Here is a 24345-nt window from a genome sequence, read left to right on the forward strand (position 1 = left end):
AATGACAGATAAGCGCAAGGGTGATGGGGAGAGCAGTAAACTGCTCTATTGCTCATTCTGCGGTAAAAGCCAGCATGAAGTGAGAAAGCTGATTGCAGGTCCTTCCGTTTATATTTGCGATGAGTGTGTCGAACTGTGTAACGACATTATTCGTGAAGAAGTAAAGGAAATTTCTCCTAAGAAAGACGGCAACGCGCTACCAACACCGAAAGAGATCCGTGCCCACCTCGATGACTACGTCATCGGACAAGAGCACGCCAAGAAGGTGTTGGCAGTGGTTGTGTACAACCACTACAAGCGTCTGCGCAACGGCGATAAGGCCGATGGAATCGAGCTTGGCAAGAGTAACATCCTGCTGATTGGTCCAACTGGTAGCGGTAAAACCCTGCTGGCTGAAACCATGGCTCGTCTGTTGGACGTACCGTTCACCATGGCCGATGCGACCACCCTGACCGAAGCCGGTTATGTGGGCGAAGACGTAGAAAACATCATCCAGAAGCTGCTACAGAAATGCGACTACGACGTAGAGAAAGCCCAGCGAGGTATTGTCTACATCGATGAGATCGACAAGATTTCTCGCAAGTCTGATAACCCGTCTATCACTCGCGATGTAAGCGGTGAAGGTGTGCAGCAAGCGCTTCTCAAGCTGATCGAAGGTACCGTTGCTTCTGTACCGCCGCAAGGTGGACGTAAGCATCCTCAGCAAGAGTTCTTGCAGGTAGATACCTCTAAGATCCTGTTTATCTGTGGCGGTGCCTTTGCCGGCCTGGATAAAGTGATTGAGCAGCGCGCGGCAACCGGTACTGGTATTGGCTTTGGCGCTGAAGTGCGCAGCGAGTCAGACAAGAACAGCTTGAGCGAAACCTTTGCCAAGGTTGAGCCAGAAGATCTGGTGAAATACGGTCTTATCCCTGAGTTCATCGGTCGTCTGCCTGTTGTAGCTACCCTGACTGAGCTGGACGAAGACGCGCTGATTCAGATCTTGAGCGAGCCGAAGAACGCACTGACCAAGCAATACGGTGCATTATTCAAGCTGGAAGAGACTGAGTTGGAGTTCCGCGAAGACGCGCTACGTGCGATTGCTGCTAAAGCCATGGAACGTAAGACCGGTGCCCGTGGCCTGCGCTCTATCGTTGAAGCGGTACTGCTGGATACCATGTACGAGCTGCCATCGATGGACAACGTCAGCAAGATGGTTATCGACCAAGCGGTTATCCAAGGCGAGAGCGACCCAATCCTTATCTACACCAACGAAGATAAGGCGACCGGCTCTGAGTAAGTTCTAGTCGATCGTTGAGCATCAAGCAAAAACCTCAGCCAACTGGCTGAGGTTTTTTTATGTCTGAAGTTTGTGAGGGGAGGGGGGACTTCCCGCTGCTCTCGGCTAAGCTCTGCGCGCTCAGGTTCTAAAGCGCGATACTAAACCGGCCAGTGCTTGAGCCAGCTGATTGAGCTCTTCAGCCTTGGTCTCCAAATCCAGCGAGCCTTCGTTGCCTTGGTTAGCACCATCATGGATATCTGTGATGTTGCGGTTAATCTCTTCTGCCACCAAGTGCTGCTCCTCGGCAGACGCCGCAATCTGGGTGGTCATATCGCGGATAGTTAGCACCGATTGCATGATGGACTCAAACACGCTGCTGGTTTGGTCGGTGGCCTGTACCGACTGCTCTGAGTGTTTGATGCTGTCGTTCAGGCTCTGCGCAACCACATCGGTTTGACTGCGCAGCTTGGTCAGTAGCTTGTCGATTTCTTCGGTGGACTCGGCAGTGCGCCCAGCCAAGGTTCTCACCTCGTCGGCGACCACCGCAAAGCCGCGGCCTTGCTCGCCAGCGCGGGCTGCCTCAATGGCGGCGTTAAGCGCCAGCAGGTTGGTTTGCTCGGCGATGCCGCGAATGGTATCGAGGATAACCGTGATGTTTTGCGAGTCTTCAGAGAGCTCTCGCATCGCTTGGTTCGATTGATTGAGGGTGGTTTCCAGCTGGTTCACCGCGCTCACGGTTTGCTGAATTAACTGGTGACCTTGCTCGACTTGTCCCTGACTGTCGTCGGCGGCTGAGGCGGCTTGACTACAGTTGTTGGCGACTTCGTTGGAGGTGGCAACCATCTCGTGGAAGGCGGTGGAGACTTGCTCTACGGCCGCTAACTGGCTGGATGCGACCCCTTCCATCTGCTCGGATAGCTGGGCAGACGTATCGGCGGAGTCATTCAGCTGGCCGCTCTTTTCTTTGATACTGTCCACCAGCTCAGCGATGGTGCCAGCAAAGCGGTTGAAGGCGCGCGCCATCTGTCCTGATTCATCCTGGCTGTCGATATTCAGGCGCTTGCTCAGGTCACCGTCGCCCGAGGCAATGTTTTCCAGGCCATCGGTGATGGTTTGCATTGGGCGGCTAATCAGTTTCATTAGCACGAAGCCGATGCCCATAAAGATTGCGACCATAATCACCGACATCATGATGATGTTCCAGGTAATTGCATTAGCATTCTGATAAACCTCGTCGGTGGGGATCATCCCAACCATCTTCCAACCGGTTGCGGGTGAAAGGTAGACGTTGGCATACCAACTCTCGCCACCGATCTCGGTTTCAACCAGGCCTTGCGCCTGACTGGCTATGCGTTGGTAGTCGGTAATCTCACCGAATGATTTGAAGTTATTGTCGGGGTTTGATGGGTCGGCCAGCACCGCGCCAGTGTCTTCAATCATCATCACATAGCCGCTTTGGCCGAACTTAATGCTGGCGACGATCTCGGTGAACTTCTGCAAGGATACATCGACGCCAATGGTGCCCGTGATCCCTTGCTTGGCGCTAAAACTATGCATGTAATCTAGCAAGGGGTTACCGGTTGCCAAGTCGATGTAAGCCGGGATCCTCACCGCCCTGTTCTGGCCAATGGAAGTTTTGCACCAAGGGCGGGTGCGCGGATCGTAGTCGTCTGGCACATTGCTCTCAGGCCAGACGATATAGCCGCCATTGCTCATCCCTAGGTACACATAGGCCAAGTCGGGGCGGGCCTCACCAAATTGACGTAGCAGGTGGTATACCTCGGCTTCGATGCCGCCGTTTTGCGATGCCCGCATCATGCCACCGGGCTTGCCCATGTAGGTGGTCACCGTATCGTCTAACTGCTTAACCACGTCGGTGCTCGCCAAAAACGCGGCGTCTTCGGCCAAGCCATTTAGATAGATGCTAATGGCGCTATCGATATGGGTCAGCTCGGCATTACTGCGTTCTACAAAATTGGCTTGGGCTTCGTTACGAACCTTGATGACCACGGTGGTGGAAATGACCAAGATGGGAACGATGATGCTGGCGAGCAGTAGGAGGAAAAAGCGGGTGGTTATCTTCATGTAGTAATGTCCATGTGGAGACAATAACTTGATGTGTATCAATAAAATGCAATTGAAGATGAAAGGCTTGCAAGGTTGGGTGTGGAATAATCAGAGCCTCGTCGTCTCGGCATGGCTGAAGAGGGACGCTATTGGAAGGGTTAATGGAGGAACGATGAGCACTCGCTTATTTGTCTATGGGACTGTAGGGCGTGTATATCTTTGGTTTTTGATTTTGCAGCGCTATTAGTCCAAGCAGGCAAGGAAAAGGATGTGCAGTGTAGCAATCTACATAAACAGCCTTTGACGCAGAATGGTCGGACTAATAGCGCTGCCCTTTGGGTTCATTTAAACGGCACCTGCGCTGCGTCCTAAGTTCCTCACATAGACTCACTATGCCGCGTCACTTACTCCTTGCGCAGATACCGTTTAACTTGAACAAAATTAAACCCCAAAGATACACACGCCCTAACGCCGGGCCGGCCAAATCAACATGTATTGGCAAAGATAGAAGGCCATTGGCAGCCGGCCTGCGTCAAGGGAAGGCTCGAACATAGCGGCTGGGGGGCGGAGCTGGGTTACCCCGGTCTAGTGCTGGATGACGGCGCAGGCGAGGTTAGCGGATTGTTGTTTACCGCTGAGGGCCTAGCCGAGCAATGGCCAATGCTGGATGAGTTTGAAGGTAGCGGCTACAAGCGCTGCGTTACCCAAGCAACACTCGCCTGTGGAGAGGAGGTTGAGTGCTACGTGTATACACTCAGCCAGCCTTGAAGCACTTAACTTATAACAGCCTGACTACCCACATACTGTTGTTGTTTACACATCGCCGATGTCATTTAAACAACGCCTAACTTTTTCCCTAGTCGGTACAGGTTGCCCCGGTCCATCTGTAAGCTGCGTGCCGCTTGCGCCCATACACCGTCATGCTGGGCCAAGGCCTGTTCAATCAAGCGTTTTTGATAGTCCTCGATGGCACGCCGAAACCCCTGCTCAGGTACGCTCGCAATGCTGGCGGAAAGGCTCGGGTTTACCTGCTGCAGACCAAGGTGGCGCTGGGTGATCACCTGCTCGCCTTGCTGGATGGCACTCAGGGCTGCGCGCATTAGGCAGTGCTCTAACTCGCGCACATTGCCCGGCCAGCCCTGCTGCTCTAGAAGAGTAAGGCAGCGTGGCTGGATGTGTAGCTGCGGGGCATGGAATTGGGTGCGTACCTTGTCGAGTAGGTGACCTGCCAGCAGTGGAGTATCGCCATCTCGCTCGCGCAGCGGTGGGAGCTGAATGGGGAAGACATGCAAGCGGTGGTAGAGATCCGCGCGGAAGCGGCCCTGCTCAACCTCATGTTGTAGATCGCGGTTGGTGGCGGCGATAATCCGAACGTTAACGTGCTTGAGCTTGTCGGCGCCCACTCGCTGCACTTCCCCTTGCTGCAGCACCCTTAGCAGTTTGGCTTGCAGCAATAGCGGCAGTTCACCGATTTCATCGAGAAACAGGGTGCCTTCGTCTGCCAATTCAAACTTGCCCGGGCGATGGGAAGTCGCGCCAGTAAACGCGCCCTTCACGTGCCCGAACAGCTCACTTTCGGCCAGCGACGCGGGTAATGCCGCACAGTTGACTTGAATCATCGGTTTGTCGCTGCGATTAGATTGGGCATGCAGCAGATGGGCGACCAGCTCCTTGCCGGTGCCGGTCTCACCGCTAATCAGCACTGCAAAGTCTGAGGGGGCGACCGTGGCGATACTGCGCTGCAGCTGCTGCATCTGAGGGCTGTTCCCCACCAGCTCACCCTGTTGGGCGCGGGCTTGCTCTATCAGCAACTGGTTGATGCTGTGCTGATGGCGGTTGCTGCTGCGCAGGGCCTCAATCAGGGTGACATTGCGCACATTGGCCGCAGCAAGGGCGGCAATGGTCGAAATAGTCACTTCTGAGACCTGGCTAAACGCGCCCACTTCCATTGCATCGAGGGTGATCGCGCCAACCAGTTCATCTTCCACGTACAGGCTACAACCAAGACAGTCATGCACATCCAGCTCGCCATCGGGCATGCCTTCGACCAACCCATCGAAGGGGTCGGGCAGGGGAGAGTCGGCTTCAAAACGCACCGGCGCGCGACTCGCTAGGATTGCTGCCAGTCTTGGGTGGGCGGTCGGCTCAAAGCGCCGACCCAATATCGCGGGAGACAGGCCACTGATTGCCACGGGCACCAAGCTTTTGTGGGCATCCAAAATAAACAGGGCGCTGGCGTCGCTGGGTAAGACTTGATTGAGCGAATCGAGTAGGCGCTGATAGTGCTCGCCCTGTGGCAGTTGGGCACTGAGGTCAACGGCGAGCTGCAGTAAGAGGGTGTCAATGGAGTTCGCTGGCATGGCAATACTGTTGGAAAATGACATCAAGGTGCCGAGCATTATAGCTAGATGTTGTAAAAAACACATCGCTGTGTATTGGTTTATCGATGGTGTTTTATCTAAACCATTGAAATATTAGAGTTTAAAACTTGGCCTAGATCATGCTGTATCGAACATACTTTACACTTACTACGCTATCAGCGAGCGCGAACAAACGCATCGTTCAGGAGTCACCCTTGCTAAACATTGTTGATCGAAGCAACGAAGAACAGATCCCACCCTTTTTACGCCTAGGCTTTCGGCCCTTCTTTGCCCTTGCTGGCATCTACGCGGTGCTGGCTATCGGCTTATGGCTGCATATGTGGACTGGCGGGCCACTGCCGGGGCTGCAGGTCGACCCGCTATGGTGGCATGTGCATGAGATGATCTTTGGCTTTGCCATGGCGGTTGTGGTGGGCTTTGTGCTAACCGCCGTGCAAACCTGGACCGGACAGCCCGGCACTAAATCCTGGCGACTGTTACTATTGATTGGTCTTTGGCTCGCCCCACGCGTATTGCTGTGGCTGCCCGTGCCGCTTTGGCTGACGTCCTCCGTAGAGGGGCTGTTCTTATTGGTGGCCTGTTGGGAGGTAGGTAGCCGCGTTGTGAAGGCCAAAGGTTGGCGAAACCTGTTCTTTGTGCCGCTGTTTTTGCTGGCTATCGTGGCGAACTTTGCAAGCTATGCCGCATTGAAAGGCCTTCCACCCTTCAGTGTACAGGCGGTGTGGCAGGCAATGCTCTGGTGGTTTGCTATCCTGTTGTCGGTGATGGGAGGCCGGGTGATCCCCTTCTTCACTGCCCGGCGCTTTGATTTTGCCAAGCCTCCTGCGCTGTGGTGGTTGGAATGGGGAGCTACCCTCCCTCTTATCGCATTGCTACTGCTAAGCTTTTTTCCCTTGGTTTACCTCAATCTATCGGCCTGGCTAATGGTGGTTGCTGGCGTGTGTCAGCTGCTGCGCTGCCTGCGTTGGAAAAGTTGGCGCACCTTCTCGGAGTCTTTGGTGTGGTCGCTGCACATTGCTTACTGGTGTCTGCCACTGAGCCTGCTGGTACGGGGGCTGAGTAGCAATGCCTTTGTGGCCCATAGCTTTATCCACCTGTTTGCCATCGGCGCCTTGGGTGGGCTGATCCTAGCGATGATGGCGCGGGTGAGCATGGGGCATACCGGGCGTGAGATCTACAAGGGCCCCGTGATGTGGCCAGCCTATGCTGCCTTGTTTGCCGCGGCCGCGATTCGTACTGTAGGCGTTGCGCTAATGCCTGCTGCGCTGGTCACGCTGGTGCAAGTTGCAGGGGTTCTATGGATGTTTGCCTTTATCTGGTTTGTCTGGCGCTTTGTTCCGATGCTGGGTCAGCCGCGGGTGGATGGTCACCCGGGCTAGCGAGCCCTTGCTTGTTATCAAAGTGATAGCTCACGAAACAAATGTGACAATTAAGTAAATACTTGAAAGAGCGCAAACTTCTCCACTTTTGCTATCTACAGCGTTTATAGCCTTGATTAGACTGGCTTAGGTGTTCGTTATATCAGTAACGAATATCTCAGCCTTCCTCTTAGTGATTGTGCAGCCTTGCTGCGTTGTCTTTCTGATGTTTTGAAGCGGGCTAACTGGCTCCCCGGTAAGGAGCCTGGCAGCGCGTAACCCTTCATCTTTCAAATAATTAGAAGCGTGCCCGCATGCCTACTGGTGCCTAAGTTCACTTGGGCAACACTAACTATACAAACGGGAAAGGAAGACATGAGAAAAACAAGGCTGGCCGTCTTAACGATGGCCATGGTCGCTTGTGCCCATTCGCATGCACAAATCGCGGCGACCCATATCTACCATAATCACATGCCCAACTTCTGGCCTTACTACGACGTAGAGCAGTACCAGAACCTCAATGTGGGCGACCCCATCCGCTACACCTACGATGGCCAGGTCATCGAATTGAAAAACAACCCACCACCGGGCTACACCTTCTACATCCCGGGCAGCGGCCAACCGATGCCCCACGATGATTTGGTGGCGTACTACTCCCATCATGCCAAGACCGGCGCGTATCTGAGCTGGCCAATGGATACCGCCAGAAATAACAACGGTGCCCATCCGCTTAGCCAGACCCACGTGACCATGTCGGCGTCGGTGATTAACAATGTTCAGAGCTTCGCTGAGCTGGGGAATCTTAGTGGTTATAACCTTGGTTGGGGAAACTACTGGCGTGAGACCCAACAGGGCACCAAAACCACCAATGGTTATAACGCGCTGGATACCATCCACTTTAGCGGCCACCACACCATGGGCCCGCTGGTGGGCAATGATTACTTCCTCAAGGATTTGATCTACCAGAATGCCACTTTGGCGCAGGACTACTTCCTCGGTGACAGCTTCCGCTCTTCCAAAGGCTTTTTCCCCACCGAGCTGGGTTTCTCAGACCGGATAATCCCGGTGCTGAACAAGCTGGGCATCGAGTGGTCGGTGCTGGGGAACGTGCATTATTCGCGCACTCTGCGTGACTACCCCTATCTGAATCAGCCCGGGGTGGATACCATGATCTCCCCGCCAAACCGGGCCGATCTGCGTAACACCAGCGATATTGGTGAATGGGTATCGATCCCGATGTTCAATGAACAGCAGGTCACCCAGAACAAGTTCCCCTTTGCCTCCATTCCCCACTGGGTGCAGTACGTCGACCCAGACAGTGGTGAAGCGTTTCGGGTTGCCGGTATTCCGGTCGAGCAAGCCAGCTCGTGGGAAGAAGGCTATCAGGGCAGCGTAAGCGCCGATGTGCTGAAAAGCTTTGTGGGTGATGCCGACAGCCTGGGCCGTCGTCAGTACTTTGTGATTGCCCACGATGGCGATAACTCCTCTGGCCGCGCCGGCGATGGCGGCACCTGGGCCAACTCGGGCAATGTCACCTACGCCGATGGTGCAGTTACCGGTATGGGGGTTGAAGAGTACCTGCGTGCTTATCCCATCCCTGACGATGATGTGGTTCATGTGCAGGACGGCTCATGGATTGATACCCGTGACTCTTCGGCGGATCCCACTTGGTACCACTGGCATATTCCGATGGGGGTATGGGCCGGGCAGATGAGCGACTTCAATTCTGCCCACGCCAGTGACTATGTGGCCACGCGCCAGCATATGGTGTCGCTGGAGCTAGGCTATCACTACCTTGAACGTAACTTCGCGCTGCTACAGGCCGCCGAGAACTACGCGAAAACCGCCGAGCAGATCTGGCTGGATGACAATCCCAACCACTGGCAGCCCACCACCCAGATGGACCACGAGATCACCTATCCGGGTAACCAGCTCAACCCGTGGATGATGTCCTATCCGGTGAAAGGCGATGCCAACAACAACTACGCCGGTGGTGCCAACCCGGCAGAGCTTGGCTGGTACTTCCTGATTGCGGCCATCGACTCTGGCTTTGGCTACTACGACGAGAACGTTGATGATGGTGTTAAGCCCACCATCTCGTTTAATCAATCGCTGTACTTTAGCGAGCCCTATGTAGAGCAAAACAAAGGCAAGGACCGCACCGGACCATCGGTGTGGTGGCCACAGCGTTATCCCTACAACCCGGGCAGTGCCAACAAGAGCAAGGCCGAAGGTTGGGCGGAGATCTACGCCGACACCACCTTTGCCATCTACACCTATGCCTTTGATGCCAGCGGCATCAGCGATATTCAGGTGAAGATCCGCCCGCACACCAACAAGTGGGCCGATGCGACCGACAAAACCTACAAGCTTTACGATCCGGCCGCCCACGCCTCTGACCCTAACGTTGACCCATCCCGGGTGGGCGAGTGGAGCAGCTTCCCGCTAACCGAGCGTGATTTGACGCCGGATATCAATGGCGTTAGCTGGCAGGCCGCCAGTACCGAAACCTTTGAAGTAGTGCCTGCCGATAAGATTGGCAACATGTACTATGCCTACTTCGATCAGTACCAAGAGCAGCTGCTGGATTACTACATCGAGGCCACAGATGCTAAAGGCAACGTGACCCGCTCGGCGATTCAGCAGGTGTATGTGGGCGCTGGTCGCTATCGCAACGAAGGCGGCCTGACGGTTGAGGATGTAAACGGCAATATCGAAGGTGAGTACGTGTTCTTCACCGCCGATTACACCGGTAATCGTAAGCCAAGCGCGGTGATCACCCCGGGAAGCCAAGCGGTTGAGCGTGGGGCAGTTGTCACCTTAAGCGGCGCAGAGTCTTCAGATGTCGATGGCGAAATCGTCAGCTACCAGTGGAGCACCGGCGAGACCTCGCAATCGATTAGCATAACCGTAGATGAGCGCACCTCGGTGACCCTCACCGTGACCGACGATCAAGGCGCTACGAGCAGCTCGACCATAACCCTGAGCATCATTGGCGAAGCGATCCTATCGACCCTGTACTACGAGGACACCCAAGGTTGGGGCAAGGTCTGTTTGCACTACAGCACCGATGGGGCGCAAACCTGGACCACGGCTCCGGGCGTGCAGATGGAAGCCGCCGGCAGTGGCTGGTTCCGCTACACTGTAGAGCTGGAGCAAGGCCAGCCACTGGAGTTTGTTACCAATAACTGCAGCGGCAGTTGGGATAACAACGGCGGGCAAAACTATCAGGTCGATGAAGGCGACTGGCAGCTATCGGCCGGTGGTGTGGCTACAGGTATCCCGGATGAGCTAGGTAACCAAGCCCCCAACGCAGTGATAAGCCCACCGGGGCAAAGCGCTGCAGTGGGAACGGTGTTCAACCTAAGTGCTGCTCAATCCTCCGATAGTGACGGCGAGATTGTCAGCTATCTTTGGAGCACCGGTGAAACCTCCCAGAGCATCAGCTTTACCCTGCAACAAGATATCACCATTAGCCTGACTGTGACCGACAACGAAGGCGCTAGCCATAGCGTTAGCGAGCTCTATCAAGTGGCGGTCAACCAAGCGCCGGTGGCCGCTATCGAGGCCTCGGCAACCGCGGTTACGGCGGGAACCACGGTTACCTTAAGCGCAGCGTCGTCCTACGACCCTGAGGGCGAGGCCTTGAGCTACCTATGGAGCACTGGCGAGACCAGAGAATCCATCTCAGTGGTGGTTGAGCGGGATATGAGCGTTAGCGTCACGGTGAGCGATGTCGAGGGACTGAGTGCCCAAGCTCAGATTGAGCTGAAAGTGGTCAGCGAAGAGTTGGTCAGCAACTTCGAGCAGCTCTACTTCCGCGGCACTCCAAATGGCTGGAGTGCGGATGCGATGAGCTTGGTGGCCGATAACACCTGGCAGCTGGTGGTGGACTTTGATGGCCAGAGCCAGCAGCGCTTCAAGTTTGACGTGAATGGCGACTGGAGCCTTAACTACGGCGATAACAACGCCGATGGGGTACTCGAGCAGACCGGCGGCGATATCTTCACCGCGGTCACCGGCAGCTATCTGGTAGAGGTGAACGATCAGGCGATGACCTATCAGCTAAGCCCAGTGAGCGGCGACCAAAAGCCTAGCGCAGTGATTGATGTGAGCAGCACCCGCGTGGCGGTAGGCTCGGTGGTCAGCTTTAACGCTGCCAGCTCCAGCGATGCTGAAGGTGATATCGTTGCTTATCAGTGGAGTACCGGTGCCAGCTCAGTACTGCTTGATCTGACCTTCGATCAGGTGGGCCTGTTTGATATCAGCCTCACCGTTACCGACGAGGCCGGCCAGACCGATACTGCCACCGTGAGCATCGAGGTCTTCGACCCCAATGCCAATCTGCAAAGTAACTTCGAGCAGCTCTATTTTCGAGGTACACCGAACGGTTGGGCCAGTAGCGCCATGAACTTGGTTGGCGATAACACCTGGCAGCTGGTGGTCAGCTTCGATGGCAGCATCGAACAGCGCTTCAAGTTCGATGTACATGGCGATTGGAGCTACAACTTTGGCGATAACAACAGCGATGGTGTGTTAGAGCAAACCGGTGGGGATATCTATACCTCAGTGGTGGGCGACTACATCGTTGAGGTAAACGACCAAAGCATGAGCTATCGGATTGTGGCCGCGAACTAGTCGCGTTCGCAAATCAAGATAGGGTAACCAAGGCGCGACTGGCTTAGCTGGTCGCGCCTTTACGTTTGCGCGATAGCTGAATTTGCTCACATGAAAGGGGCCAGCGAGTGGCCATCAGACCGTTTTAGCTAAACCGTCCATCCTAGAGCGCAATGGCTGTTTGAGTATGGTGCCAAATCAATAAATGGACTATTTAGGTGCTAACGTCGCTTAAATTGCTCTGTAAATCGCAGAACTCACCGTTAGTCATGAACGCGTAATATTCTATGTTGGCGCTCACAAATCGCTCACAAAAAACACAGTAGTATGACGACTGCATTTTCTAAGGAAGCGTTTACTTACCTCTATCCGTACAGTAAGCGCCTGATAAGTAGCGTAAAGTTGTCACTACTGGAGTAGATATGGATATTGAGCAGTCCTTGCCACCCGTGCAGGCACTACCGGCCCAACAGGTGTCGCGTTGGCGACGTACCTTGCGTTGGACACAGTTACTCATGCTGCTATACCTGCTGCTGGTTGCCGTTTCTGCAGTGAGTAGTGGCTTCAAGATTGCGGCGGGTAACCATGCCGCCGAGCTGTTTGAGTTTGCCTCTCATCCGGTTGCCGGTTTGATGATTGGCTTAATTGCCACCTCGCTGATTCAATCGTCTAGCACCGTAACCTCGATCATCGTCGGGTTGGTGGCGGGCGGCTTGCCGGTGGGGATCGCTATTCCGATGGTGATGGGAGCGAACATCGGTACCACCTTGACCAATACCTTGGTCAGCCTTGGCCATGCCGGGGATAAGACCGAGTTTCGCCGCGCCTTTGCCAGTGCCACGGTGCATGACTTCTTCAACCTACTTGCGGTCGCTATCTTCCTGCCCTTGGAGATGGCCTTTGGCTTGTTGCAGCGCCTAAGCTCGGCCTTCGTGCCGCCGTTTCTTGATAGCGGCAATATGAGCATGAAGGGGCTTAACTTTATGAAGCCGCTGATATCGCCCGGCGTCGATCTAATGAAAGCGCCCTTCGCAGGGCTGGGCATGCTGGGCGGCGTACTGTTGGCGCTCACCGGCGTACTGGTGCTGATTGTATCCATCACCCTGATGGGCAAGCTGATGCGCAGCCTGATGGTGGGCAGGGCCAAGCGGATCTTGCAATCGGCCATCGGCCGGGGGCCGCTACATGGGGTGGCATCGGGCACGGTGGTTACCACGCTGGTGCAGTCGTCCTCGACCACCACCAGCTTGGTGGTGCCCTTGGTTGGCTCGGGCGTATTGAAGGTGCGCGATGTCTATCCGTTTAGCGTGGGGGCCAATATCGGCACCTGTATCACCGCCTTGCTGGCAGCCACCGCGATCACCGGCGATACCGCTGCCTTCGCCCTACAGATCGCCTTGGTGCACTTGCTATTTAATACCCTGGCAACACTGACGATCTTTGCGCTGCCGGTACTGCGTGAGCTGCCTTTAAAAGGCGCGAAGCTGCTGGCCGATATGGCCACCCACACCAAGTGGGCGATTGCCGCGTATATCGGTGTGGTGTTTTTGGCCTTACCGGGCGCAGTGTTGCTTTTTACTGTCTAGCCGCTCAAGGCTGTTTACCGTATAAAAGCTCAGGGCTGTTTACAGTTTAAGCCCGAAGCCCGAAGCCCACAACTCAAAGCTCAACCGTCACATCCGACTTCAAGGTACTGGAGCAGGCAAGCACATAGCCTTGCTCCACCTCTTCAGGCGAAAGCGGGCCATGGGTGCTGCTTTGTACCTCGCCACTGGTGACCTTGCACTTGCACGAACCGCAGATCCCGCTGCGACAGGCTAGAATAACCGGCACTTCGGCATCTTCCAGCGCTTCACTGAGCAAGCTGTCGGCATCTGCTGGTTGGCTGGCACCAAACTGCGGGATGACCACCTGCACGCTATCGTCTGTTGTTGAGGTGCTCGATGCTGTGGGCTCTGGCTTGGTCGGGGTAAAGCTCTCCTGATAGAAACGGCCCATATCCAGGCCGCCTTGCTCTAAATAGCTGCGCATATCCTGCATAAACAGCTCTGGCCCGCACAGGTAGACACTGCGCTCGGCAAAATCCGGCACTAACTTGTTCAGCCATGTGGCATCGAGAAAGCCCTCGGGATAGTGGCTGCCAGTAGCGTCATTTAGCAGCAACTTTAGCGAGAAGTTGTCGTGGCTTTGTGCCAACTGCTCGAGCGGCTGGTGGAAGATAATATTGGCCTGATCGCGGGCGGTGTGTAGGAACACGATATCGATATCGATATCGATATCGCTGTGCTGCTCCAGCCAGTGGCGAGCCATGGAATAAACCGGGGTAATGCCGCAGCCTGCGCTAAGCATCAGCACCTTGCTACGTCCTTGGCTTGCGGAGGGAGGGCATTGGTGCAGGTTAAATTCACCGGCAGGCGCAAGTACCGGCAGCTCGCTGCCCACCTCGATGTTGTCGACAATACGGTTCGACACCACACCGCCGGGCACCCGTTTCACCGTGATCTGCAGTTCATCGTCTCGTGGGGTAGAGCTGAGCGAGTAAGCGCGGTACTCGCTGCGTCCATCCACCTCGATACCCAAGGAGATAAACTGACCGGGATGAAAGCTGAAGGGCCGCACGCCATCATGGCTGCGCAGACGCAGCGATACCGTATCGGCGGTCTCTTGAATGCGGGCACTGCAGCGCAGGGTGATGCCTTGGGCTGAACAAGTCGCTTGTTGCATAGGGCTGCCTTTTTGTTTGAAAGTAGTGATTGCTTTGAAAATCGTTGATATTACGAGAGGGGAAGCGTGTGGCTTCCCCTCTGCCGGGTCGGCTTAACCTTGCAAGATGGCCTGAAGGTCTTCTTCAACCGTGCCAATCATCCGCATCTCAAACTTATCCTGGATGATGCTGATTAGGTTATCGGTGAGGAAAGCCGGTGCGCTTGGTCCGGTGTAGATCCCTTTTACCCCCAGCGCGAACAGGGTAAGCAGGATAACAATCGCTTTTTGCTCAAACCATGACAGCACCAAGGTCAGCGGTAGCTCGTTGATATCGCAATCGAACTCTTTGCTGAGTGCCAAGGCCAACTGGATGGCCGAGTAAGCATCGTTGCACTGACCCACATCGAGCAGACGAGGAATACCGTTGATATCGCCAAACTGGTTCTTGTTAAAGCGGAACTTACCGCAGGCCAGAGTCAGGATCAGGCTGTCATCGGGGGTGGCAGCGGTAAAGTCGCTGTAGTAGCTGCGCTCGGCCTTGTCGCCATCACAGCCGCCGACCAAGAAGAAGTGGCTGATATTGCCTTGTTTCACCTGATCGATAACCGCAGGTGCCGCTTCCATCAGCGCGTTACGGCCAAAACCTACGGTGATGTAGTGCTCAATCTCATCGTGCTGGAAGCCCGGCTGCGCTTCGGCGCAGGCAATCACTTCACTGAAATCGTCACCTTCAATATGTGCCACCCCCGGCCAGCCAACAATGCCGCGGGTAAACAGGCGATCGGCATACTGACCGACGTTAGGGTTAAGCAGGCAGTTAGAGGTCATCACAATGGCGCCGGGGAAGTTGGCGAACTCTTTCTGTTGATTCTGCCAAGCGCTGCCGTAGTTACCAACCAAGTGCGGGTACTTGTTCAGCTCTGGGTAGCCGTGAGCCGGCAGCATCTCACCGTTGGTGTAGACATTGATGCCAGTGCCAGCGGTTTGCTGGAGGATCTTCTCCAAATCGTGCAGGTCGTGTCCGGAGACCAGAATACATTTACCTTTAACTGGCTTAACGTTCACCTGAGTCGGTTGCGGGTGGCCGAAGGTGTCGGTTTCGCCGCGATCCAGCATCTCCATCACCTGATAGTTCATCAGGCCGATCTCCATCGAGCAATCCAACAGTGCATTCAGGTCGGTGGGGTCGCTGCCGAGCCAGCCCATAATCTTGTGATACTGGCTGTATAGCTCTTGGCTGGTTTGACCTAGTACCCGGGCATGCTCAAGGTAGGCGGCTGCACCCTTCAGGCCATAGAGGCACAGTAAGCGCAGGCCAATCACATCTTCGTGCAGCTCATGATGACCACGGTTCACCGCGACTTGCGGGGCGTAGGCTAGGATCTGTTCGGCGCTTTCTGGCAAGGCGAAGTTAGCCACTGCAGGATGAGTGGGCAGGGTATCAGCGGCCAGCAGGGCGGCTTGGCTAACCCGCTCCTGCAGGCGCTGTTGGAAGCGCGCTGCGGTGTGCGAGAGTTCGATGATGCGTTCGGGGTCGAAGTTTACATTGGTCAGCGTGGCAAAGAAGGCCTTAGGCGCCCATTGGTCGATTTCGGTATCAATGATGTTGTAGCTGCGACCGAGCGTAGCCCAGTACGAGACGCTTTGCAGGGTATACACCAGCACGTCTTGTAGGTCGGATACCTCTGAGGTTTTACCGCACATGCCTTGGGTATAGGCACAACCTTTCGCGACCGGGGTTTGAATCGTCTGTTCACATTGAATACAAAACATTGTTGTCTCCACATTGTTATTTTGCCGGGCGAGGGAAGGCCCGAACTTATCCAGTTGCAGAGGCTATTACAGACTTTGTGCCAGTTTTTAAGTTGCTGAATTTATTGGATAAATTGATAGGGTGGCATATTGAATGATGTTATTTATACATCGCGGCATGATGTATAAATAACATCGAAAGGCGGCCGTCGTTGGCAAGCGAGCGAGTCATTGCTGGTAAAGCGGACTAATTTGCCAGGGATGAGAGAGTAGAAAGTACACAAACTGTTTTCAAATCAATCATATATGCTGGAATGGCGCTATTTGAAAGCTAGTATGCCCAGCCGATGTTTTAATTACATCAACTGGACATGTAGCGGAGGGCTTAGCCTTGATAAGGGTGCTCTGCCATCCAGTGCTTGGCGATATCTATCCTGCGCGCCACCCACACCTGCTGGTGGGATTGGATATAATCGAGGAACTTCACCAGCGCCATAAAGCGGCTTGGTTTGCCAATGGTGCGGCAGTGCAGCCCCACAGACATCATCTTCGGCGCATCGGCACCTTCCTGATACAGGCAGTCAAAGTTGGCTTTCAGGTACTCGAAGAACTCATCGCCATGGCTAAAGCCGTAGGGCGAGGCGAAGCGCATATCGTTGCAATCGAGGGTATAGGGCACCACCAAGTGGGGCCGGGTTTGCTCGCTGTTGGGCTGCTTGACCTGAGTCCAAAACGGCAGGTCATCGCCGTAGTAATCGGAGTCGTAGAGCAAGCCTTCTTGCTCGGCCACCAATTGGCGGGTGTTGGGCGAGTCGCGCCCGGTGTACCAGCCCAGTGGGCGCTCGCCGGTGAGCTGTTCGATAATATCCAGCGCCTCGACCATCTGAGCGCGCTCTTGCTCGATGGGCATATCCTGATAGTGGATCCACTTCAGGCCGTGGCAGGCAATCTCGTGGCCGGCATCGACAATCGCCTTGGTGGCCTCGGGGTTGCGTTGCAAAGCGCTGGCCACCCCAAAGATGGTCAGTGGCAACTGGCGACGCTTGAACTCATTGAGTATGCGCCACACGCCCACCCGCGAGCCGTACTCGTACAGCGATTCCATGCTCATGTGCCGCTCTGGATAGGGGGCGGCGCCAAAGATTTCCGATAAGAAGGTTTCTGCGTGTGGGTCGCCGTGTAGCACGCAGTTCTCGCCGCCCTCTTCAAAGTTCAGTACAAATTGCACGGCAATCTGTGCCTTACCCGGCCAGTTGGCATGGGGCGGGTTAGGGCCATAGCCCTGATAATCACGTGGGGGGAAGTGGTTCATCCTTGCTCCTTTTCTCGTTATACCAATCCGGATAAGTAAGTGGTCAGAGATTGCGAAGGAAACATCATTGAGGGCGAGGAAGCGCTTGCCGTAACTAGTGGACTAATTACAAAAGCGTTGACGCTGTCATCAATGATGTTAACCAGCAAGAATGATCAGTTACTTATGTGGATTGGTATTGTTATTGCGACCAGTGCTGATAGCGCCCGATGTATTGCTTGGGCAGCGGCGCTGCGTAGTTGCCGGTTTTGGCGGTCTTTAGCCCCAGTTGAACCAATGACTCGGCCAACTTTACTGCCGCCGCTACCCCATCAATCACCGGCACTGACAGGTGCTGTTGCAGACGGCTCACCAGATCGCTCATCCCGGCGCAGCCAAGTACGATGGCCTCGGCGCCATCGTGCTCAACCGCTTGCTGGCATTCGCTTAGCAAACCTTGCAAGCTATCCTCGCTGACCGCTTCCAGATCCAATACTGCAATATCGCTGGCGCGCACACTTGCACAGACGTGTTGGTAGCCATAGCGTTGCAGCAGGTGATGGCTGGCGGGCAGGGTACGGCTTAGGGTGGTGACTACCGAAAAGCGCGATGCCACCAAGCTGGCCAGTTGAAAGGCAGCCCCGGCGATGCCTATTACCGGTGCGCTGGCGAGTTCGCGGCAGGCATCGATAGCCGGATCGCCGAAGCAGGCAATAATGTGGGCATCCACACCGATCTGTTCACCCTTGGCGATACAGTCGAGCACTGCCGCGCCTGCCAGCGCTTCATCGAAGGCACATTCAATGCTAAGCGGGCCGTGCTCAGGGCTTTGTGCGATGATCTCGCTGCCGGGCGCGCAAATTGCGGCCGCTGAGGTGGCGATCTTGTCAGTCATTCCCTGACAGGTGTTGGGGTTGATCAGGTTAATCTTCATGGCTGCTACATCTCCGAAAACAGGCGCTGAAAGTCGATCTGGGCACAGTCGTTCCCATCCAATGAGATGGACTGCTTCACTTTGATAAGGTGGTGCTCCATCCATTGTTGGGCTTGGACAGTTTTGCGAGCATCCAGCAGTGTCAGTAGCTCGGCATGGTCACCGCTGTCGCAGCTCACGCTTTTGCGTGAGCCATAGGCGGCGAGCACCAGGGAGGAGCGATAGCAGAGCTGCTCGACAAACTCCGCCAGGATGCTGTTGTTGCTAATGGCTGCCAGTTCGTAGTGAAACTGGGCGGTCAGCTGAATCGACTGCGACAGCCAGCCTTGCTCGTCGGCATGGTTCTCTTCATCGACCATGGCATAGAAATGCTTGGCGTGTTTAGCCGTCCAGTTGTTAACGATGTCTGGGATCAGTTGGGGCTCGATAAGGATGCGACTGTTGAGCACCTCTTCCGCTTCTTGTCGGCTGGGGCGATTAACATGGGCGCCTTTGTTCGCCTCTACGATAACAAAGCGCTCTAGAGCGAGGCGTTGAATCACCTTGCGGATGCCGGTGCGACTAATGCCGAAGGCCTCTGCCAGTTTATCTTCGGGCAGACGTTCGCCCGGTGGAAGTTTGTGCTCAACAATAGCCTTGAGCAGCTTTTGGTAGATCTGTTCGTCCTTTAACATGGCTCACCTATATTTTTGTATACGATTATTCTGCACAACGTATACCAATTTTCCAAGCCCCTTTAACGCCGCTCCCTCTCTTGATTGCACAGCCTTTGAGAGAAAAAATAGAGTGAATAATGCACCTTGCTGGGGATTTCTTGCGCTGATGTAGTGCAAAAAACACGCAGGCCTTGGCTTGCAAACCCACCAAGCTCTCAGGATGATCAGGCGGTATCGGGCCTGCTATTGATTGGCATGTTTATTGTTTAGTGCTGAGTATTGTATTTGAAATTGTATACAAAATAGGGAAAGCACTATGAACAAGGAATTTGCAGTCAGTGATCGCCTAAGCAATCACGATCTCAAGCCCGATGAAGAGCAGAAATGGGGATGGTACAGCATCTTTGCTTTCTGGATGTCGGATGTGCATAGCGTCGGCGGCTATGTGTTTGCAGCCAGCCTGTTTGCCTTGGGGCTAACCGGCATTCAGGTATTTATCGCTTTGTTGGTGGGGATCTCCATCGTACTGGTGTTTGCCAATCTTATGGGCAAGCCCGGGCAACAGGCCGGGGTGCCGTTTCCGGTGGTGGCGCGTATGTCGTTTGGGGTGTTTGGCGCTAACATACCGGCGGTGATCCGGGGACTCATCGCTGTAGTTTGGTACGGTATTCAAACCTATCTGGCCTCCAGCTCATTTATCATCTTGCTGCTATATATGTTCCCGTCTATGGAAAGCCTGGCTGAGCCGAGTTTCTTGGGGCTATCGTACTTGGGCTGGATTGGCTTTAGCTCGATGTGGTTGGTGCAAGGTGCGGTGTTTATGTTCGGTATGGACATGGTGCGCAAGCTGATTGACTGGTCAGGTCCGGCGATTTATCTGGCAATGTTCGCCATGTGTATCTACATGATTCAGCTAGCGGGCTGGGACAACATCAGCTTTAACCTCAGCAGCAAACAGCTAAGCGGCTGGGAGTCATGGGGCCAAACCATCGCCGCTACAGCGCTGGTAGCGGGCTACTTTGCCGGGCCAACCCTGAACTTCAGTGATTTCTCTCGCTATTGCAGCAGCTACCGCCAACTGAAACTGGGTAACTGGCTGGGACTGCCGATTAACTTCATGTTGTTTGCGGTGATCAGTGTGGTGATTGTGTCGGCCTCGATCCCGGTGTTTGGTGAGATGATCATGGATCCGGTGGAAACCGTGAAACGCCTCGATTCTGGGCTGATTACCATCTTCGGCGCGTTGACCTTTATCTGTGCCACGGTGGGGATCAACATTGTGGCGAACTTTGTGGCGCCAGCTTTTGACTTCTCCAACGTGTCGCCACAGAAGATCAGCTTTAAAACCGGTGGCCTCATTGCCGCCTTCGGCTCAATCCTGCTCACCCCGTGGAATCTGTTTAACAACCCTGAGGTAATCCACTACACCGTGGATGTGCTGGCCGCCATGATTGGCCCACTGTACGGCATCATCATCGTCGACTACTACCTGCTGAAGAAGGGGCAGATCGATGTGCCATCGCTCTACACCGAATCCCCTCAGGGTCCCTATTGGTACCAAAACGGCATTAACAAGCGCAGTGTGATGGCTCTGCTTATCGCCAGTGTGGCCGCTATCTTTGCCACCTTTGTGTTTACCCCCTTGGCCACTTACGCGCTGTTTATCGGAGGCTCGGTGGCGGCGTTGTCCTATTACTGGTTAATGAAACCATCGTTGGCTGTGAGCCCACAATTGAATATCGCAGAGGCCGATTCATAGTCAGTTCACTCTCGGCACAAAAAAGCAGCGTGTTAGCGCTGCTTTTTTGTGCCCGTATCGTTTTCTATCCCCTTGTATACAGGGCGCTTAGTTCAGCTTAAAGGCTTGTTTAAGGTGACCCATCGCGTTGCTCTCGACCGGGAGGCCGTGGGCCATAATGATGCTTTGCGGCTGCCAGCCCAAAATGGTGGTGAGGTGAGTGGCCAACTGTTTACGGCCGCGCCAAAAGCTCAGTCGCCAATCCAGTGGCATCTTGCCATCGGGCGCGAGGATCCCGGCAAGCTGAGCAATCGGTTGTTGCCAGCGCTTAAAGTGTTGGCGCGGAAAGTTCTCGATAAAATCGCTGACCACCAAGCATGCAGAGGCCCTATGGAAAAACACGCACTCCTGCATGGCTGGTGAGCCGGTCACCAAGCAGTGAGCTAGCGCGTCACCCCACGGATAGTCTTGTTGGTTATCCAGTACCTCATCAAAGTGCAGATCGCTGCGCTTTTTAACCAGCTCCGTTGTCGCGTAGCTGGTGGCGTCTGGGTAGCATTGCTGCCATGGCTGCAGGAACAGATGATGTAAATGATTGGGAGCAATCAGGTAGCGTACCTCGCCAAGTGCATCGACCTGTTGTTGTAAGCCGTCGTCCAAGGCTATCGGGCTGTGTACCCACAAGGTGCCGTCGCTAAGTTTGGCGATCACCATCCGGGTGGTAAAGGGAAAGCCGTAAAACGAGACAGTGCTACCCTCGACATACCAAAGTTTGTCATGCCAGGGGATAAGTCGCTGGCTGCTAGCGCTTGGTGTTCTTTGCGCTGTTTCTACATCCGTTACTTCTGCGTCCATTGCTTACACGTCCAATGTTTTTGCGTTCAAAGCTTTAGCGATGATGCGATTCGCTGAGTGTGCCGCCACTGTCGATGCTGTTGTTTGAAGGGGATTATTGGTTGGTCGCTAGCCTGCCCGCCAATAGCAGCAGTAGCCCACCCGAGGCACCTTCGATAATCCGGCTAAGCTTGTCGCGGTTGGCGCGGCTGAATAGCCAACTGCCCAGCAGGGCATAGCTGCTGTTAACCACCGTGGCCAGCAGGGTAAACACAAGCCCCAACGTTAGCAATTGCTGGGTGGTGTTGGCTTGCTCGAGATTAATAAACTGCGGTAAAAACGACAGGAAGAATAGGGCGACCTTGGGGTTTAAGATGCTAACGATCACCCCTTGGTGAAAGGCGTTGTGGCTAGCGGGGGCGCTTTGCTTAAGGCTGAGTGCGCCGCCGCCCTTATAGGCTCTGCGCAGGGCGCTAAGGCCCAAGTAGACCAGATAGACGGCCCCCAGTAATTTGACGACGGTGAAAGCAAATGCCGATTGCAGTAGCAATGCCGACAAGCCTAATACCGCTGCCGCGGTGTGCAACAAGTAGCCCACGCCGAGTCCCAGCGCGGCAGTGAGACCGCGGCTAAGCTTGCCATGCATGGAGTGGGAGACAATATAAACCACATCTGGCCCTGGGATCAGGTTCAGAGTGAGGCTGGCTAGTAAGAAAAAGCTAAGGGTGTTCCAATCCATGGTGGTTACGGCTTCGCAGGGTCATGCTTGCTACTGTAACACAGTGGCTGTGCAGGCGATGGGCTCGCGTAAGAGCTCTGCCAGCAATAGATCATGTAAAACAATGAAATAATGACGTCATTTTTCGCCATCTTAAGCAAAAATGGCTTTTTTGATGGAAAAAATAGGTAAAAACAGTCGAATATCCTTTACCCTTTGTAAAAAACTCTCAATGCATATATTTCTAGTAATTACAGTAGGTTAGTGAGCGCTTATGACCTTAGAGGTAGTTTAAACAAAAGCGAGCGGTTAAAATGCGCTCAGTGGTAAAGTGAGATACATAAAAGTGTAATATAAGCGTAATTTAAGCCCTCTACCATCGCGCCAAATTCAATTAACTGACACGTAAATGACATTCAATTGTCATCGAGACAGGTTATGACAACTCAAACGATTACGGCGCAATCTACTACAGTATCTCAGCGCTGGCTTAAATGGGGCCAACTGGCTCTAATGCTTTACTTTATGTTGGCCGCGGTATCTATGGTCAGCGACGGTTTTAAGTGGGCAGTGGGAAGCCAAGCAACGGTACTTTTCGACTTTGCGTCGCATCCGGTTGCGGGTTTGATGATTGGCCTTATCGCCACTTCACTTATCCAATCTTCCAGCACCGTGACCTCGATTATCGTAGGTCTGGTGGCGGGCGGTCTACCGGTATCTATCGCTATTCCAATGATCATGGGTGCCAACATCGGTACCACCCTGACCAACACGCTAGTGAGCCTTGGGCATGCCCGCTGTAAGGTGGAGTTCCAGCGCGCATTTGCCTGTGCCACCGTGCATGACTTTTTCAACCTACTGGCCGTGGCGATCTTCTTGCCGCTAGAGATGATGTTTGGTCTGATGGACAAACTGAGTGCTTGGATGGTAACCCCGCTGGTGGGTACCGGTAACATGAGCATGAAGGGCCTGGACTTTATGAAGCCGATCATCGGCCCGATGGTTAACACCGTTAAGGCGCCGCTGGAGAGCTTGGGCACCATGGGTGGCGTTGCATTGGCACTAATCGGTGTTGCGCTGATTGTGGTGTCGATTACCCGCATGGGTAAGCTGATGAAAAGCCTGATGGTGGGCCGTGCCCGTGAGATCCTCAAATCGGCGATTGGTCGTGGTCCGTTGCACGGTATCGCGTCTGGTTCAATCGTTACCGTGTTGGTTCAGTCTTCATCTACCACCACCAGCTTGGTTGTACCGTTGGTTGGCACAGGCGTGCTAAAGGTGCGTGATGTGTACCCATTCAATGTGGGCGCAAACATCGGTACCTGTATTACCGCGCTATTGGCTGCCACTGCTATTACCGGTGAGACGGCGGCCTTTGCCCTGCAAATCGCTTTGGTTCACCTGATCTTCAACGTGCTGGCGACCCTGTTTATCTTCGGTGTTCCAGCACTGCGTGAGCTGCCAATGAAGGGCGCTGAGTTCTTGGGCGATATGGCGGCTAAAACCAAGTGGGCCATCGCGGGCTACATTGGTTTGGTGTTCTTACTGCTACCTGGTTTGGTACTGCTGGTTACAATGTAAGACAGCGCTGCTGATACCCAAAAGCCGACCTGATGGTCGGCTTTTTTGCGTTTAGGCGGTGTGGATTATTGCTTTTCGTCTGAGTCTTGCTCGGGCCCTTGGTGCTGGTAGGCGCGCTCTGTAAGCTGTGGGTTTTGGGTGTGCTCAGCTAGTTTGGCTTTATAGTGTAAGCCCGCCTTGGCCAGCATATGGGCCGAGATGGGGGCGGTGATTAGCAAGAACAGGGTAATCAACATCTCAATCAGGCTTAACTCACCTTTTTGCACGCTAAAGTAGATGATCGATGCGACCAGAATACAGCCCACGCCCAAGGTCGATGCCTTAGTAGGCGCATGTAGGCGGGTGAAGAAGTCCGGCAGCTTTGCCAGGCCAATCGAGCCAATTAACATAAAGCCTGCGCCGATTATCAGCACGGCACTCACAATAAATTCGGTAATAGGTCCCATCATAA

16 protein-coding genes and 1 pseudogene are annotated in these 24345 nt (G+C 54.4%); 7 read left to right on the plus strand and 10 right to left on the minus strand.

The genetic code is table 11. The annotated features are described in order from the left end of the window. Position 1 precedes the first annotated feature (1 nt). Positions 2-1279, plus strand: coding sequence for an ATP-dependent protease ATP-binding subunit ClpX (clpX, locus tag G462_RS0108890; RefSeq protein ID WP_026958689.1), 1278 nt, complete (start codon positions 2-4; stop codon positions 1277-1279). Positions 1280-1399: 120 nt separating this feature from the next. Here clpX and G462_RS0108895 read toward each other — a convergent pair whose 3' ends face one another. After that, the gene (locus G462_RS0108895; RefSeq protein WP_051326634.1) at positions 1400-3346 is read right to left on the minus strand and encodes a methyl-accepting chemotaxis protein; all 1947 of its coding nucleotides are present in this window, start codon (positions 3344-3346) and stop codon (positions 1400-1402) included. 459 nt (positions 3347-3805) lie between these two features. Here G462_RS0108895 and G462_RS22240 point away from each other — a divergent pair. Beyond that, positions 3806-4096, plus strand: a pseudogene (locus G462_RS22240) (gamma-glutamylcyclotransferase family protein); the annotation flags it as partial. 65 nt (positions 4097-4161) lie between these two features. Here the strand turns inward: G462_RS22240 and norR are convergent. Next, complete coding sequence (gene norR / locus G462_RS0108910; RefSeq protein WP_084404997.1) at positions 4162-5712, minus strand: nitric oxide reductase transcriptional regulator NorR; 1551 nt, start codon at positions 5710-5712, stop codon at positions 4162-4164. A 191-nt stretch (positions 5713-5903) separates the two neighbouring features. Here norR and G462_RS0108915 point away from each other — a divergent pair, with 191 nt between their 5' ends. The 3 genes from G462_RS0108915 (at position 5904) to G462_RS0108925 (ending at position 13270) form a co-directional block, all read left to right on the plus strand. Then, the gene (locus G462_RS0108915; protein WP_026958693.1) at positions 5904-7088 is read left to right on the plus strand and encodes an NnrS family protein; all 1185 of its coding nucleotides are present in this window, start codon (positions 5904-5906) and stop codon (positions 7086-7088) included. Between the two features lie 354 nt (positions 7089-7442). Next, positions 7443-11705, plus strand: a complete 4263-nt coding sequence (locus G462_RS22245; RefSeq protein ID WP_035477345.1) for a PKD domain-containing protein — start codon at positions 7443-7445, stop codon at positions 11703-11705. A gap of 401 nt (positions 11706-12106) precedes the next feature. Further along, positions 12107-13270, plus strand: coding sequence for a Na/Pi symporter (locus G462_RS0108925; RefSeq protein WP_035477347.1), 1164 nt, complete (start codon positions 12107-12109; stop codon positions 13268-13270). A gap of 73 nt (positions 13271-13343) precedes the next feature. Here the strand turns inward: G462_RS0108925 and G462_RS0108930 are convergent, their stop codons facing one another. The 5 genes from G462_RS0108930 to G462_RS0108950 form a co-directional block, all read right to left on the minus strand. Then, complete coding sequence (locus tag G462_RS0108930; protein WP_035477349.1) at positions 13344-14408, minus strand: FAD-binding oxidoreductase; 1065 nt, start codon at positions 14406-14408, stop codon at positions 13344-13346. A gap of 93 nt (positions 14409-14501) precedes the next feature. Further along, positions 14502-16163 carry a hydroxylamine reductase gene (hcp, locus tag G462_RS0108935; RefSeq protein ID WP_026958696.1) on the minus strand — a complete coding sequence of 554 codons (1662 nt, stop codon included), beginning with the start codon at positions 16161-16163 and terminating at the stop codon, positions 14502-14504. Between the two features lie 364 nt (positions 16164-16527). Further along, a complete protein-coding gene (puuE, locus tag G462_RS0108940) occupies positions 16528-17454 on the minus strand; it encodes an allantoinase PuuE (protein ID WP_026958697.1) in 927 nt (308 codons plus the stop codon). A gap of 181 nt (positions 17455-17635) precedes the next feature. Further along, positions 17636-18367, minus strand: coding sequence for an aspartate/glutamate racemase family protein (locus G462_RS0108945; protein WP_026958698.1), 732 nt, complete (start codon positions 18365-18367; stop codon positions 17636-17638). A 5-nt stretch (positions 18368-18372) separates the two neighbouring features. After that, positions 18373-19041: a GntR family transcriptional regulator gene (locus G462_RS0108950; protein ID WP_026958699.1), complete on the minus strand. Its 669-nt coding sequence runs from the start codon at positions 19039-19041 to the stop codon at positions 18373-18375. A 298-nt stretch (positions 19042-19339) separates the two neighbouring features. Here G462_RS0108950 and G462_RS0108955 point away from each other — a divergent pair, with 298 nt between their 5' ends. After that, positions 19340-20782, plus strand: a complete 1443-nt coding sequence (locus G462_RS0108955) for an NCS1 family nucleobase:cation symporter-1 (RefSeq protein ID WP_026958700.1) — start codon at positions 19340-19342, stop codon at positions 20780-20782. 87 nt (positions 20783-20869) lie between these two features. On the opposite strand, the gene G462_RS0108960 is transcribed toward G462_RS0108955, so the two are convergent. Together G462_RS0108960 and G462_RS0108965 are read right to left on the minus strand one after the other, a co-directional pair. Then, positions 20870-21616, minus strand: coding sequence for a DUF4336 domain-containing protein (locus G462_RS0108960; RefSeq protein WP_084404995.1), 747 nt, complete (start codon positions 21614-21616; stop codon positions 20870-20872). 94 nt (positions 21617-21710) lie between these two features. Continuing rightward, a complete protein-coding gene (locus G462_RS0108965) occupies positions 21711-22334 on the minus strand; it encodes a LysE family translocator (RefSeq protein WP_026958702.1) in 624 nt (207 codons plus the stop codon). Between the two features lie 417 nt (positions 22335-22751). On the opposite strand from G462_RS0108965, the gene G462_RS0108970 reads away from it, so the two are divergent. Beyond that, complete coding sequence (locus G462_RS0108970; RefSeq protein WP_026958703.1) at positions 22752-23894, plus strand: Na/Pi symporter; 1143 nt, start codon at positions 22752-22754, stop codon at positions 23892-23894. Between the two features lie 65 nt (positions 23895-23959). Here the strand turns inward: G462_RS0108970 and G462_RS0108975 are convergent, their stop codons facing one another. After that, complete coding sequence (locus G462_RS0108975; RefSeq protein WP_245579544.1) at positions 23960-24343, minus strand: Na+/H+ antiporter subunit G; 384 nt, start codon at positions 24341-24343, stop codon at positions 23960-23962. Positions 24344-24345 lie beyond the last annotated feature (2 nt).

The organism is Aliagarivorans taiwanensis DSM 22990, assembly GCF_000429505.1.
GTDB classification, from domain to species: Bacteria; Pseudomonadota; Gammaproteobacteria; order Enterobacterales; family Celerinatantimonadaceae; genus Aliagarivorans; species Aliagarivorans taiwanensis.

What these genes read in the sequence shown, in the direction of transcription:
- G462_RS22245 (WP_035477345.1), top strand. Translation starts at nt 7,443, where the DNA reads ATGAGAAAAACAAGGCTGGCCGTCTTAACGATGGCCATGGTCGCTTGT.
- G462_RS0108975 (WP_245579544.1), bottom strand. Translation starts at nt 24,343, where the DNA reads ATGATGGGACCTATTACCGAATTTATTGTGAGTGCCGTGCTGATAATC.
- G462_RS0108970 (WP_026958703.1), top strand. Translation starts at nt 22,752, where the DNA reads ATGACAACTCAAACGATTACGGCGCAATCTACTACAGTATCTCAGCGC.
- G462_RS0108965 (WP_026958702.1), bottom strand. Translation starts at nt 22,334, where the DNA reads ATGGATTGGAACACCCTTAGCTTTTTCTTACTAGCCAGCCTCACTCTG.
- G462_RS0108950 (WP_026958699.1), bottom strand. Translation starts at nt 19,041, where the DNA reads ATGTTAAAGGACGAACAGATCTACCAAAAGCTGCTCAAGGCTATTGTT.
- G462_RS0108930 (WP_035477349.1), bottom strand. Translation starts at nt 14,408, where the DNA reads ATGCAACAAGCGACTTGTTCAGCCCAAGGCATCACCCTGCGCTGCAGT.
- G462_RS0108925 (WP_035477347.1), top strand. Translation starts at nt 12,107, where the DNA reads ATGGATATTGAGCAGTCCTTGCCACCCGTGCAGGCACTACCGGCCCAA.
- norR (WP_084404997.1), bottom strand. Translation starts at nt 5,712, where the DNA reads ATGTCATTTTCCAACAGTATTGCCATGCCAGCGAACTCCATTGACACC.
- clpX (WP_026958689.1), top strand. Translation starts at nt 2, where the DNA reads ATGACAGATAAGCGCAAGGGTGATGGGGAGAGCAGTAAACTGCTCTAT.
- puuE (WP_026958697.1), bottom strand. Translation starts at nt 17,454, where the DNA reads ATGAACCACTTCCCCCCACGTGATTATCAGGGCTATGGCCCTAACCCG.
- G462_RS0108960 (WP_084404995.1), bottom strand. Translation starts at nt 21,616, where the DNA reads ATGGACGCAGAAGTAACGGATGTAGAAACAGCGCAAAGAACACCAAGC.
- G462_RS0108945 (WP_026958698.1), bottom strand. Translation starts at nt 18,367, where the DNA reads ATGAAGATTAACCTGATCAACCCCAACACCTGTCAGGGAATGACTGAC.
- G462_RS0108895 (WP_051326634.1), bottom strand. Translation starts at nt 3,346, where the DNA reads ATGAAGATAACCACCCGCTTTTTCCTCCTACTGCTCGCCAGCATCATC.
- G462_RS0108955 (WP_026958700.1), top strand. Translation starts at nt 19,340, where the DNA reads ATGAACAAGGAATTTGCAGTCAGTGATCGCCTAAGCAATCACGATCTC.
- hcp (WP_026958696.1), bottom strand. Translation starts at nt 16,163, where the DNA reads ATGTTTTGTATTCAATGTGAACAGACGATTCAAACCCCGGTCGCGAAA.